Source organism: Paraburkholderia sp. GAS206C (assembly GCF_050435645.1).
In the GTDB taxonomy this organism is placed as follows: Bacteria; Pseudomonadota; Gammaproteobacteria; order Burkholderiales; family Burkholderiaceae; genus Paraburkholderia; species Paraburkholderia phenazinium_B.
Genome location: NZ_JBNDKR010000004.1, coordinates 486,408 through 499,919, shown reverse-complemented (window position 1 = coordinate 499,919; position 13,512 = coordinate 486,408). Strand labels below are relative to the sequence as shown.

Sequence of the window (13,512 nt, the reverse complement as noted above, 5' to 3'; positions counted from 1 at the left end):
CTGCGTGGGCTTTTTGTTTAGCGGCGCTTGCGGCGCGCCGCCTTAACGCTTGAGCTTGGCGAACGCTGCAGCCATCGCGCCTGACGGTTCAGGCTCACGCGAGCGCTGTGGTGCGCCCCGTCCGCTGCTGCCCGGGCGGTTGCCGGCTCCACGGTCCTGCTGGCCGCCACTGCCGCCACCGCTGCGCTGTGCGCCGCCCGCTGCACCCGTTGCACCGAACTCGTCGGCGAGACGCATGGTCAGCGAAATGCGCTGACGCTTCGCGTCCACTTCAAGCACCTTGACCTTGACGATCTGGCCGGCCTTCACGACCTCGTGCGGGTCTTTGATGAACTTCGTCGACATCGCCGACACGTGGACGAGGCCGTCCTGGTGCACGCCGATATCGATGAACGCACCAAAGGCGGCGACGTTCGTCACGACGCCTTCCAGCACCATGCCCGGCGACAGATCGGAGATCTTCTCGACGCCTTCGCGGAACGTCGCAGTCTTGAACTCGGGACGCGGATCGCGGCCCGGCTTTTCGAGTTCGGCGAGGATGTCGCGCACGGTCGGCAGACCGAAACGATCGTCCACGAACTCGGCGGGCGACAGGCCCGACAGCGCCTCGCGATTACCGAGCACGTCGCCGACATGCTTGTTGATCTTCGCGAGCATGCGCTCGACCACCGGATACGCTTCCGGGTGCACCGACGAACGGTCGAGCGGATTTTCGCCGTTGTTGATGCGCAGGAAGCCCGCGGCCTGTTCGAAGGTTTTATCGCCGAGACGCGGCACCTTGCGCAGATGTTCGCGCGAAGGGAACGGACCGTTGGCATCGCGGAAGTCGACGATATTGCGCGCGAGCGTTGCGTTCAATCCGGACACGCGCGCGAGCAGCGCCACCGATGCCGTATTCGCATCCACGCCCACCGCGTTCACGCAATCCTCGACCACCGCGTCGAGCGAACGCGCCAGTTCGCGCTGGTTCACGTCATGCTGATACTGGCCGACACCGATGGCCTTCGGCTCGATCTTCACGAGTTCCGCGAGCGGATCCTGCAAACGCCGCGCAATCGACACCGCGCCGCGCAGCGACACGTCCATGTCGGGGAATTCCTTCGCTGCCAGTTCCGAGGCCGAATACACGGAAGCCCCAGCTTCGGACACAACGATCTTCTGCAGCTTGAACTCCGGATGTCGCGCGATCAGCTCGCTTGCCAGCTTGTCGGTTTCGCGCGAAGCCGTGCCGTTGCCGATGCTGATCAGTTCAGCCTGCGTTTGCGCGCAGATACGCGCAAGTTTGGCGATCGAACCGTCCCAGTCGCGGCGCGGTTCGTGCGGGTAAATCACGTCGGTGGCGAGCACCTTGCCGGTCCGATCGACCACCGCCACCTTCACGCCGGTGCGCATGCCCGGATCGAGACCGATCACAGCCTTCGGTCCTGCCGGCGCCGCCAGCAGCAGATCCTTCAGATTGCGGGCGAACACGCGAATCGCTTCATGCTCCGCTTCTTCGCGCAGATTGGTCAGCAGCTCGTTCTCGATGTGCGGCTGCACCTTCACGCGCCAGCACCAGCGGCACACGTCGGCGAGCCATTTATCGGCCGGGCGGTTCTGGTTGGCGATGCCGAAGTGGCGCGCAATCAGCGCTTCGCCCGGATGCGGCACCTGCGCGTCGAGTTCTTCGCCGAGCCCCAGCTTGACCATCAGCACGCCGGCATTGCGGCCGCGAAATAGCGCGAGCGCGCGATGCGACGGCACCGTCTTGATGGTTTCCGAGTAGTCGTAGTAATCGCGGAATTTTTCTTCTTCCGAGCTTTCCTTGCCTTCCACCACTTTCGACGACACCACGCCCTGGTTGAACAGGTACTCGCGCAGCTTGCCGAGCAGGTCGGCGGTTTCGCCGAATTGCTCGGAGAGGATGTCGCGCGCGCCGTCCAGTGCCGCTTTCACGTCGGCCACGCCCTTTTCGGCGTCGACGTACTGGGCGGCTTCGGTCTGCGGATCGAGCAGCGGATTGGCGAGCAGCGCGTCAGCAAGGGGCTGGAGGCCCGCTTCGCGGGCGATCTGTGCGCGCGTGCGGCGTTTCGGCTTGTAGGGCAGATAGAGGTCTTCCAGCACCTGTTTGCTGTCCGCACCTTCGATGGCGGTCCGCAACTCGTCCGTCATCTTGCCCTGTTCGTCGATGCTCGTGAGGATCGAGGCGCGCCGGTCTTCGAGTTCGCGCAGATACAGGAGACGTTCCTCGAGATTACGCAGCTGCGTGTCGTCGAGATTGTCTGTCACTTCCTTACGGTAACGCGCGATAAACGGAACAGTCGCGCCTTCGTCGAGGAGTTGCACCGCCGCCGCGACCTGGCGCGGCTGGACGGAGAGTTCGCTGGCGATGCGCTGTACGATCTTGAGTGCTACGTTTTCCGTCATAAGGTCTTGGTGTTCCTGCCGGACTCGATCTGAGGCCGCGAGTGGCGCCACGCGGAACGCGCGCGCTGCGGCCGGGTTGCTGAAGCGGGGCATTTTGCCATAAATGCAAAAGGGCTCAACCGCGGGGTGATAGAATTTCGGGCATGTTCCGTTGCCCATCTACGACGTTGCCGATCTCCCGTTTTCCACTTGCTTCGCTTTGTGCCTCGCTGGCCGCGCCGCTGTTCACCTGCGCTGCGCTAGGCGTTGCCGCCGTCTCTTTCGCCGTGTCCGCACCGGCGTTGGCACAGGATCAGCCGGTGGTATCGGCGCCGTCGGCGGCGACCGTGCCGTCCGCGGGTTCAGCCGGTTCGGCTGCTATCGACGGCTCCATGGCCTCCGGCACGACGCTGCGCACCGATGACGGGCAGCTGAATGGCCCGAGCGGCGCATCGGATGCCAAAGCGAGGGGAGCGGAGGGCGCCACGGGCGAGGCACCGGGCAACGGGTTCGATGCGCGGCAAGCGGACTTGAACCATCGCACCGAAGAGAACAACTATAACTACGCAGTCGACGAACACAATTGTTATAGCAAGTTTTTGGTGAACTACTGTCTCAACAAGGCGCGCGACAGAATGCGCACGGTGCAGGCAGGAATCCGCAAGGAACAGCTCGCGCTCGACGAGGAACAGCGTACGGCGCGTGCGCAGCAGCGCGATCAGCAGGCAGCCCTACAGCGTGCCCAGGACGAGGCCAACGCCCCGCAGCGCGCGGCGCAGGACGCCAGCAACCAGCAACAGTACGAGGACAAGCAGCGCCAGCATCAGCTGGATCAGGCGCAGCGCGCAGCCGAGGCGCCGCAGCGCGCGGCCAACGAGCAGTCGTATCAGCAGAAGGTGCAGCAACACGCGCTGGATCAGGCGCAACGCGGTGTCAGCCCGTCGCAGGCGGCGGCGAACCAGCAGGCGTACGATCAGAAGCAGGCCAACTTCCAGACCCAGCTCGAGCAGGCTCGCGAGCAGGGCGCGCAAAAGGCACAGGAGCGTGTCGAGAAGCAGCAGAGCTTCCAGCGCAAGCAGGAGACGGCCGCCCAGCATCAGCAGGACGTCGCGGCGCGCCAGAAGCAGGCGGCCGACAAGGCGCAGCAGAAACAGCAGGAGCAGTTGCAGCAGCAACAGCAACTCGAGCAGCAGCAGAAGCAACAGCAACAACAGCAGTAACGCGTTTTTAGCCGGACAGCAACCTCAGGCGTCTGGGCTGCACGAGGCAGCCCGCGCCGCTCAGGAAGAGGGGCGAGCATGCGCGACCATCATCACGTCATCGACGCGAACGCACTTCAGGACCGTATTCTGCAACTGGAATCGGAACATAGTGGACTGGACCGTCTGATCGACAAAATGTCGGATGAGCCCGGCTTCGACGACCTTGAATTGCAGCGCCTCAAGAAGCGCAAACTCAAGGTGAAGGACACCATCATCTTGCTGCAGTTGCAGCTCGAACCGGATACGCGCGCTTAGGCGCGCGACCTGGCAGGCGCCGGGTCGCCACGCGCGCACCGGATTTTGCAGGAAACGCTTGCCTTGAATTCACCGCTTGTTTCTTCTTCGCGCAGTTCGTCGGATGACGAAGCTTCCGCACGCGAGCCGCGCGCAGCCGGGAGTGCGCTCGCGGCCTCGCTGAACCCCCGCCGCAAATCCGAACTCGACCACATCTTCGCCGCTGATGGCCTGCTGGCGCGCCAGATTGATGGCTACCGTTCGCGTGCCTCGCAGATCGAGATGGCGCGCGCGGTCGCTGCCGCCATGGAAGCGTCGGGCAGGGCCATGCCCGAGCCGGCGATGTTCGAGGCACAGAAGCGGCCGGCACGGCGCCTGCAGGCGCCCGCTGGGGATGCCTCAGCTGCCGCGGCTGCAGACGCTGCTACGAGCGACGCGGCCGGCGGTCTCGATGGCAGCGAGAACACGTTGATCGTCGAAGCGGGCACCGGCACCGGCAAGACCTACGCGTATCTCGTACCGGCCATGCTGTGGGGCGGCAAGGTGATCGTCTCGACCGGCACCAAGCACTTGCAGGACCAGCTGTTCCAGCGCGATATCCCGACCGTGCGCGATGCGCTCGCCGTGCCCGTCACGGTGGCGATGCTCAAGGGTCGCGCGAACTATCTGTGCCACTACTACCTGCAACGCACCGCCGACAATGGGCGTCTGCCGTCGCGCCAGGAAACCTCGTATCTGCAGGATATCGTCCGTTTTGCGAAGATCACCCGCACCGGCGACAAGGCAGAACTCGCGAGTGTGCCGGAGACGGCCGCGGTGTGGTCGATGGTGACCTCGACGCGTGAAAACTGCCTTGGCCAGGAGTGCCCGCACTACAAGGAATGCTTCGTGATGCAGGCGCGCCGCGAGGCGCAGCAGGCCGACATCGTGGTGGTCAACCATCACCTGTTTTTCGCCGACATCATGTTGCGCGACACCGGTATGGCCGAACTGCTGCCGACGGCCAATACGATCGTCTTCGACGAAGCGCACCAATTGCCGGAGACCGCCACGCTGTTCTTCGGCGAGACGCTCTCAACTGCGCAGTTTCTCGAACTGGCCCGTGACTCGGTTGCCGAAGGGCTGGGCCATGCGCGCGAGGTGGTCGACTGGGTGAAGCTCGGCGCGGCGCTCGAACGTTCGGCGCGCGACGTGCGTCTCGCCTTCAAGGAGGATTCGGTGCGGCTGTCGATCGGCCAGTTGCCGGACGGCCATCCGCTCTTTGCTGCGCTCGAAACGCTTGAGACGGAACTGGCTGCGCTCGCCAATGCCTTGTCGAGCCAGGCGGAACGCGCCGAGTCGCTGGGTGCCTGTCTGCGGCGCGCGCGCGAGTTGCAGGGGATCCTGTCCGGCTGGACGACGCCGCCGACCGAAGCCGAACGCGACGTAGCCTCAGACGCCGCCGGTGGCGATGCTGCTACGGCCGACAAGAAGGCCGTTGGCGATCCGAACGAAAAGGTGCGCTGGATCGAAGTGTTTGCGCATACCGTGCAGTTGCATGAGACGCCGTTGTCGGTGGCGCCGATCTTCGCCAAGCAGCGTGCCGGCGTGCCGCGGGCGTGGATTTTCACATCGGCAACGCTTTCGGTGCGCGGCGATTTCGCCCACTATGCCGCACAGATGGGCCTGAACGCGCGCCGCTCGATGACGCTGCCGAGCCCTTTCGACTATCCGACGCAAGGCCTCCTGTACGTGCCGCGCAATCTGCCGCAGCCGTCCTCGCCGATGTTCACCGACGCGGTATTCGAAGCCGCGCTGCCGGCCATCGAAGCGTCGGGTGGCGGCGTATTCATGCTCTGCACGACATTGCGGGCCGTCGACAAGATTGCCATGAAGCTGCGCGACACGATCGAAGCGCGTGGCTGGAACTACCCGCTGCTGGTGCAGGGTGATGCGAGTCGCACGGAACTGCTCGATCGCTTCCGCTCCTATGGCAATGCGATCCTGGTAGGCAGCCAAAGTTTCTGGGAAGGCGTCGACGTGCGTGGCGATGCGCTCTCGCTCGTCGTGATCGACAAACTGCCGTTTGCACCGCCCGACGACCCGGTACTGGCCGCCCGGCTCGACGCACTGACCAGGAAGGGGCTAAGCCCGTTTGCGGTCCATCAATTGCCGCAGGCGGTGATTACGCTAAAGCAGGGCGCAGGGCGTCTGATTCGCGCTGAGACCGATCGCGGCGTTTTGATGATCTGCGATACCCGACTCGTCGACAAACCGTATGGGCGCCGTATATGGCAGAGCCTGCCGCCTTTCAAGCGGACCAGAGAGATCGACGTGGTTCGTGAGTTCTTCGAAGAAGCCGCAAGCGTGCGTTCTGAGTGAAAAAAAGAAGTGATGGCCGGTCGTTGAAAACGGCTGCTATAAGCAAATCGTAATTAACGACGGTAATTATCTGACGATACAAAAAGCAATAAGCGACTAAGCGCGAGTAAGAGCAACTAAGAGCAACTAAGCGGTTGCATTAAGCGAGCGCAGAATGACAAAACGCCACGGATGTAAATCCGTGGCGTTTTGCTTTACCGCACCGGAAGACCATAGCGATCTTCCGATGTGGTTTTCGCCCAGAGGCGAACCCTGTACGACAGCTTACTGGCTTGCGCCCGAAGCTGCAGCAGCCGAAGCCGCACCAGCGTCCGAAGCAGCAGCGCCTGCGTCCGAAGCAGCAGCAGCCGGTGCCGAAGCAGCAGCGTCGCTCGCAGCAGCAGCAGCGTCCGAAGCTGCAGCGCCTGCATCCGAAGCAGCAGCAGCCGGTGCCGAAGCAGCGGATGCATCGCTAGCCGGGGCAGCTGCCTGGTCGCTGCTCTTGTTGCATGCAGCCAGTGCCACAGCTGCCAACAGGGATGCTACGAGGAGGGATTTCTTCATGATCACGTCCTTTTATGGTTAAAGGTAAGCAACAGCGCAAAATAATACCGGTAATGTGCTCCAACACCGACCTGGGCCGCTGGTGGAGACGCACTTCACAAGAGCGTGAATCTTCCCTACGGCTTGGGCGGAAATTATATGCACTTTCGTACAGACCGTCGACAAATGCGGGGTCAATACGTTGTCTTTCTCATACAAAATTTCACGGTACTTCATAACAGGCGGACAAGCTTTAGACAAGCTCGCCCACTTGTATCCAGCCCGCACGATACCACTCGTGCAGCAATGCTGTCACCGATGAATCGCCTGAGAGTGTTACAAAGCGTTTCGCACTCAGACGCCGGCAATCAGCGAATTCAATCAACCATCTTTTATGGCCTGCAAACCGATTTTCTTCTCCATTCAGGAAGAAAAAGCGGCTGTTGTACAGCATAACCGTCTTCCGGTCGAGCCTCAGGCCCAACTCTGAAGCACGCCTGATAAAACGCGCCTCGTTGAGCGGCTGTTCCGGCGGATCGAATACTACGCTCGGCTTCGGCTCGCTCAGATAGGTGCCGAGGAACGACGCGATGTCCCTTTCGCCCCATTTCACCTGAGCAAGGATCGCGCCTACCCGTTCGACGAGGGCGGCAGGCAGCTCTGCGGGGTGCGCTACTGCAGGCTGTTGCGGATCCCGGTAAAGCTGGGCAGCACGCTCTGGCTGGCCGCCCGTTTCGCCACGCTCGGCGAGATGATACAGAAATTGCGCGGTCAGCTCGCTCGAGGAGGGCGCCCTGAAGCCGATCGAACAGGTCATGCACTCGCCCTCGGCCACGCCGTCGTGCGCGATGTGAGGCGGAAGATACAGCATGTCGCCGGGTTCGAGGACCCATTCCTCTTCTGGCTCGAAATTTTGTAAAACTTTCAACGGCACACCCGGACGGAGCGACAGATCGCGTTGTGCGCCGATCCGCCAGCGGCGTTTGCCGTGCACCTGCAGCAGGAACACGTCGTACGAGTCGAAATGCGGACCGACCCCGCCGCCGTCACTCGCGTACGAGATCATCAGATCGTCCAGACGTGCATCCGGCACGAAGCGAAAGCGCTCGAGCAGGGCGCGGGCGCGGTCGTTATGCAGGTCGACGCCCTGCACGAGCAGCGTCCATGCGCGTTGCTTGAGCGAGGGCAATTCGTCGGCCGCAAACGGGCCGTGTTCCAGTTGCCATTTGTTGCGAAAGTGTGTGATCAGGCGCGCTTCCACTTCGTCCTGATCGGCCAGGTCGAACAGCTCGCTGCGCGAGAGCGGCGCCTCGACGTTCGGGATGGCCTGACGAATCAGCAGAGGCTTCTTTTGCCAGTACCGGCGCATGAATTGCGACGGAGTGAGATTGCCGAGCAGCGGTGTGGGTACGTCCGGCGAGGGCGGCAGAACCGGCGAAGAAATCCGCGCAGAAGCTGCATGCGCCGGGTGGTCAAGGGGCCGCTTGGGCATCGTATAATGTGAGTTGTATTCTGGAGAATCGAATGAAAATTGCAAAGAACACCGTCGTGTCGGTCGCTTATAAGCTGTCGGATGCGCAGGGCAACCTGATCGAAGAGAGCGATGAGCCGATGGTCTATCTGCACGGCGGCTATGATGGCACGTTCCCCAAGATCGAGGAAGAGCTCGACGGCCATGAGGCTGGTTTCGAGACCCAGATCCAGCTGGAACCGCAAGACGCGTTTGGCGAATACGATCCCGATCTGGTGAAGATCGAGCCGCGCACGCGCTTCCCCGAGCCGCTCGAAGTCGGTATGCAATTCGAAGGCACGCCGGAAGAAGGCGACGAGGACATCGATTCGCTGGTGTACGTCGTGACTGACGTCGCGGAAGACAAGGTCGTGCTCGACGGCAACCATCCGCTCGCCGGCATGGCGCTGCGTTTTGCGCTGACCGTCAAGGACGTGCGTCCCGCTACTGAAGACGAAATCCAGCACGAACATGCCCACGGCGCGGACGGCCTGGAAGTACTCGATGAGGATGACGACGAAGGCGATGAAGAGCCGTCGGGCCCCACGTTGCACTGAACCTGGTAGATGCGCCGCGACGGGTGTGCCTTACCTTAGGGCGTGCCCGCGGATGCTCCACCTGGGGCCGGCGTCTGTCCACCTGAGCCGGGTAGCGTGTTGAGCGGTTGCTCCGGCGGCGGTGTCGACGGTAGAAGCGGCGGCAGGTTCGAGGCCGGATTGAGCGTTTGATTCAACGTTTGAGCTGGCGACTGATTGGGTAACTGATCCGGCATCTGCCCCGGCGTCTGATTGCCCCCCGCCGGTGAGGAAAGCTCGGGCTCGCTTTCATCGGGAGCCTGCGCAGGCTGAACCGCTGACGCGGGTTGGAACGGCACCAGCGGCATGTTCTTCGGCACGGTGTGCACGCTGACCCGGAAAGGCGGCCTGCGCGAAAGATCGGCCTCAATCTGCAGCCACTCATCCAGACGATCAGGCAGCGTGAAGGCGATGCGCGTCAGATTCGTCACCACCTCCCCCTTGTCGTTGCGCAACGGCTGGTCGATCGCAAAGCCGCCGGCGGGCCGTCCATCGTCGTTATGGATTAGCACAATGGGGCCGTGGAAGATCTGCGCGGCCTTCACGAGGCTGCGCTTGAGTTCCAGAAAGCCATCACGACGCGCGTTGCGTCCGAAACGCAGCCATGCAAAACGGTCTGGCCGCTCGTAGCGTTCCGGGTCCGGGTCGCCTTGAATGAAAATTACAACTGCGCGTGCTTCGCGCCGTTTCGCATACTCGGCTGCGTGTTCGATCCAGAACGCATTGGCGATCACGCGATCTTCGAACTCGCCGTTACGGCCGCCCGCGCTCACGTAATGGTTGTTCGAGCCGGGCACATTCAAACCGATGAACACGGTGTCGCCCAGTTGCCAGCGCACATTCTCGCGATACGGTCTGAAGCGCGAGACTTCGCTTTCGCGTGTCAATGCCAGCGGGTTTTGCCCCATGGACGAAGGGTCGGCGAAGATCGTCTGCCGTAGCTGATCGAGCCGCTCGACCGGATCGAAGCCGCCGGCTTCGGCGATACCGCAATCGGTCCAGTCGTGCTGGCCGGGGACGAAGATCAGTGGCGGCTTTGCTGCTTCCAGCAGAGCCTGTCGCCGGTCGTATAACGTGTCCCTGCAGGCTTCTTTCGCGCCCTTCAGATTGCCGTCGTAGACGATGAACGACATGTTGCGGTCGCGGCCGATCGCGTCGATGAGTCGCTGCGTCGAGGCCTCGTCAGCGGGGCTTTGCAGCGTATCGGCGATAACTGCGAAGGTGTAGCGGATCGGCGCGGCGCTTGCCTGGGTTGACACCCCTGCTGCGAGGATCAGCGCAAATGCGAGCGCCGCGCACACCGTGCGCTGGCGCTGCGGACGACGGCGCCGGTCAATGATCTGCATCCGGCGCAGTGGCCAGGTCATGCAGTTCATAGAGCAGGTCCAGCGCCTCACGCGGGCGCAGGTCGTTCGGATCGAGCGCTCGCAGACGCCCGATGAGCGCCTGCTCGGCAGCCGTTAGTGCAGGGGCGGGCGGGGCGCCGTCGTCATGAGCGTCGTCGGCGTCCTGCAGCATCAGCGGTGCCGCAAACAGATCGAGCTGCGGTGCGGGTTGCCCGGCCGACTGCTGTTCGAGGTGCGCGAGATGCTTGCGCGCAGCACGGATCACGGCAGCAGGCACGCCGGCAAGTTGCGCCACCTGCAGGCCATAGCTCTGATTCGCCGGGCCTTCGTTCACCGCATGCAGGAAGACAATGCCGTGGCCATGCTCCACGGCGGATAAATGCACGTTGGCCGCTTGTGGAAATTCCGCGGGCAGTTGCGTCAGCTCAAAGTAATGCGTGGCGAACAACGTGTGGCAGCCGTTGTGCGCGAGCAGATGCCGCGCGATTGCCCACGCTAGCGCGAGGCCGTCGAAAGTCGAAGTGCCGCGGCCGATTTCGTCCATCAGCACGAGACTTTGCGGTGTCGCGTCGTTCAGGATCGCCGCGGCTTCCGTCATTTCGACCATGAAGGTCGAACGGCCGCCGGCCAGATCGTCGGCTGCGCCAATGCGCGTGAAGATGCGGTCGATCGGGCCAAACGTCGCACGCGTTGCCGGGACATAACTGCCCACATAGGCCATCAACGCAATCAGCGCGGTCTGCCGCATGAAAGTGGATTTACCGCCCATGTTCGGGCCGGTGATCAGTAGCAGCTTGCGTTCGGGGTTGAGCGTGCAGTCGTTGGCGATGAACTGCTCGACCTGCGCCTCGACCACCGGGTGACGTCCCTGTTCGATCGCGATACCCGCGCTCGGTGTGAACGAAGGCGCGACCCAGTCGAGCGCGCGGGCGCGCTCGGCAAACGCGGCGAGCAGATCGAGTTCCGCGAGCGCCGCGGCAACGCGCTGGCAATCGGCGAGGAACGGCAGAAGCGCCTGCAGTAATCCGTCATAGAGCGAGCGTTCACGTGCGAGCGCGCGTTCCTGTGCCGACAGCGCTTTGTCCTCAAAGGTCTTCAACTCCGGCGTGATATAGCGCTCGGCGTTTTTCAGCGTCTGGCGCCGCCGATAGTCGTCGGGCACCTTGTCCGTCTGGCCGCGCGTGACTTCGATATAGAAGCCATGCACCTTGTTGTATTCGACGCGCAGATTGTTGATGCCGGTACGCGCGCGTTCGCGCGTTTCCAGGTCGATCAGGAATTGGCCGCAGTTTTCGGAGATATCACGCAGCTCGTCGAGCTCTGCATCGTAACCGCGAGCAATCACACCACCGTCGCGGACCATTGCAGCCGGTTCGGGCGCCACCGCCAGCTTCAGCAGATCGACGCAAGGCGCGGGCGGTTCGAGCGCGGCGTCGATGCGCGCGAGCGAATCGGCAGCGCCCGTCACCGAGGCCAGCAGCGTGCGCAGATCGGGCAACGCAATGAACGTATCGCGCAGGCTCGACAGGTCACGTGGACGGGCGGACAGCAACGCGAGGCGCCCGGTGATCCGCTCGATATCGGAAATTTGCCGCAGCGCGCCGCGCAACGTATCGACGCTTGCACTGACCGGCGCCTCGAGCAGCGCACCGATCGCCTGTTGACGCGCCTGCGCAATCGCCGCTTCGCGCGGCGGATGATGCAGCCAGTGGCGCAGCAGCCGGCTGCCCATGGTCGTGCAGCAGGTATCGAGCAGCGAACACAGCGTCGGGCTTTCGGTGCCGCGCAGCGTTTCCGTGAGTTCGAGATTGCGGCGCGTGGCGGGGTCGAGCCCAATATATTCGGATTCGTATTCGACCTTCAGACTGCGCACATGGCGCAACTGCTGACCTTGGGTCGCTGCCGCGTACAGCAGCAGCGCGCCGGCTGCTCCGCAGGCGCTCGACAGCGAATGCGCGCCGAAACCGTCGAGGCTCGCCACGTCCATCTGATCGCACAGGCGCTGCGTGCCGGAGGAGACGTCGAAATGCCAGACGGGTACCCGTGTCAGTGCGCCAGAACCAGCCGGCGGCGACCACGTGTTGGTATCGACCGGCGAATCGGCGACGAGAATTTCCGCCGGACGAATGCGCTCGAGCGCGGCAGCCGCCTGATCCGGTGCAACTTCCGCGAGGCGCAACGCGCCGCTCGCGAGGTTGAGCCACGCGAGGCCTACGTTGGTGGCGACGCCGCGCCGGTTGTGACCCACACACACCGCGAGCAGGTACACGTCGCTCTTGTCCGACAGCAGCGCAGCATCGGTGAGCGTGCCGGGCGTGACCACGCGCACGACCTTGCGTTCGACCGGCCCCTTCGAAGTGGCCGGATCGCCAATCTGTTCGCAGATTGCGACCGATTCGCCCAGCTTCACCAGCTTGGCGAGATACTGTTCGACCGCGTGATGCGGCACGCCGGCCATCTTGATCGGATTACCCGCCGACGCACCACGCTGGGTCAGCGTGAGATCGAGCAGGCGTGCGGCTTTTTCGGCATCGTCGAAAAACAGCTCATAGAAGTCGCCCATCCGGTAAAACACGAGCGTGCCCGGATGCTCCCCCTTGATGCGCAGGTATTGCTGCATCATCGGGGTATGTTGTGCGACGTCATTGGCCGCTGCGGTTTGAATGCCCATCCTGAGTGTCTTCTTGCGTTAGCTGTTCAGGGCGTGAGTTTAACCCGCCGCCGCGCGGATTGAACCTCGGCCGGATGGCTAATCACAGGCGAAGTCGCTGGAGCCGCGATTGGACAGATGGGGGAGGCCGTCAAGGACATCAACGACGAAGGGGGAAACGCTACCGTCGTACCGCGCCACCTCGAGGAGTTCGTGCGACGATTCAAACCGGCGCCGGTAGCCGAAATCATTCAAGTGGGTGCTGGAAACGATCCTGACGACGTCGCGAATTTCGCTGCGGGACCTCAAATTCCCAACCTGCGGCCTATACTTTCAGGATGATTTCGTTTTGCGACAAGGAGGCGCAAATCGTGTGCTGTGCACTTCGCGCGGCATTCCGCGCGGTCATTCACGTAAAGCCCATGACTACTATCGTATGAGGAGAGGATCATGACGCGCAAATACATCGATTGCCGGGAATTTCCGAGCGAAATGAACTGCTCTATCGCGCTATCCGCGGATTCCGAAAATGAGCTGCTAGAGGCGGCCGTACAGCACGCGGTCACGGTTCACAAGCATGCTGATTCTCCAGAACTGCGTTCGCAGTTGAAGACGCTGTTTCATGACGGCACGCCGCCGGTAGAAGCACCGCGTCACGCGTAATGCT

General features: G+C 62.9%; 10 protein-coding genes. 5 read left to right on the top strand and 5 right to left on the bottom strand.

All coding sequences use genetic code 11. From position 1 onward, the window contains the following. Positions 1–42: 42 nt before the first annotated feature. Entirely contained in the window at positions 43–2,406 is a 2,364-nt protein-coding gene (locus tag P3T20_RS14345) for a Tex family protein (RefSeq protein WP_429287146.1), read from the bottom strand. A gap of 143 nt (positions 2,407–2,549) precedes the next feature. On the opposite strand from P3T20_RS14345, the gene P3T20_RS14340 reads away from it, so the two are divergent. The 3 genes from P3T20_RS14340 (at position 2,550) to P3T20_RS14330 (ending at position 6,242) form a co-directional block, all read left to right on the top strand. Then, the gene (locus P3T20_RS14340) at positions 2,550–3,605 is read left to right on the top strand and encodes a hypothetical protein (protein ID WP_074264201.1); all 1,056 of its coding nucleotides are present in this window, start codon (positions 2,550–2,552) and stop codon (positions 3,603–3,605) included. A gap of 78 nt (positions 3,606–3,683) precedes the next feature. Then, positions 3,684–3,902 (top strand): DUF465 domain-containing protein, encoded by a 219-nt coding sequence (locus P3T20_RS14335; RefSeq protein WP_074264202.1) that lies wholly within the window; start codon positions 3,684–3,686, stop codon positions 3,900–3,902. 63 nt (positions 3,903–3,965) lie between these two features. After that, positions 3,966–6,242: an ATP-dependent DNA helicase gene (locus P3T20_RS14330; RefSeq protein WP_074264203.1), complete on the top strand. Its 2,277-nt coding sequence runs from the start codon at positions 3,966–3,968 to the stop codon at positions 6,240–6,242. A 264-nt stretch (positions 6,243–6,506) separates the two neighbouring features. On the opposite strand, the gene P3T20_RS14325 is transcribed toward P3T20_RS14330, so the two are convergent. Further along, positions 6,507–6,785, bottom strand: coding sequence for a hypothetical protein (locus P3T20_RS14325; protein WP_074264204.1), 279 nt, complete (start codon positions 6,783–6,785; stop codon positions 6,507–6,509). A 232-nt stretch (positions 6,786–7,017) separates the two neighbouring features. Then, the gene (locus P3T20_RS14320) at positions 7,018–8,256 is read right to left on the bottom strand and encodes a JmjC domain-containing protein (RefSeq protein WP_429287145.1); all 1,239 of its coding nucleotides are present in this window, start codon (positions 8,254–8,256) and stop codon (positions 7,018–7,020) included. Positions 8,257–8,288: 32 nt separating this feature from the next. Between P3T20_RS14320 and P3T20_RS14315 the strand changes: the two genes are divergently transcribed. Next, positions 8,289–8,831, top strand: coding sequence for an FKBP-type peptidyl-prolyl cis-trans isomerase (locus tag P3T20_RS14315; protein ID WP_074264206.1), 543 nt, complete (start codon positions 8,289–8,291; stop codon positions 8,829–8,831). Between the two features lie 35 nt (positions 8,832–8,866). Here P3T20_RS14315 and P3T20_RS14310 read toward each other — a convergent pair whose 3' ends face one another. Together P3T20_RS14310 and mutS are read right to left on the bottom strand one after the other, a co-directional pair. After that, a complete protein-coding gene (locus P3T20_RS14310; protein WP_429287174.1) occupies positions 8,867–10,216 on the bottom strand; it encodes a hypothetical protein in 1,350 nt (449 codons plus the stop codon). Beyond that, positions 10,182–12,866 (bottom strand): DNA mismatch repair protein MutS, encoded by a 2,685-nt coding sequence (gene mutS, locus P3T20_RS14305; protein WP_074264207.1) that lies wholly within the window; start codon positions 12,864–12,866, stop codon positions 10,182–10,184. Before mutS ends, P3T20_RS14310 begins: the two co-directional genes overlap by 35 nt. A 429-nt stretch (positions 12,867–13,295) precedes the next feature. On the opposite strand from mutS, the gene P3T20_RS14300 reads away from it, so the two are divergent. Beyond that, positions 13,296–13,508, top strand: coding sequence for a DUF1059 domain-containing protein (locus P3T20_RS14300; RefSeq protein ID WP_074264209.1), 213 nt, complete (start codon positions 13,296–13,298; stop codon positions 13,506–13,508). Positions 13,509–13,512 lie beyond the last annotated feature (4 nt).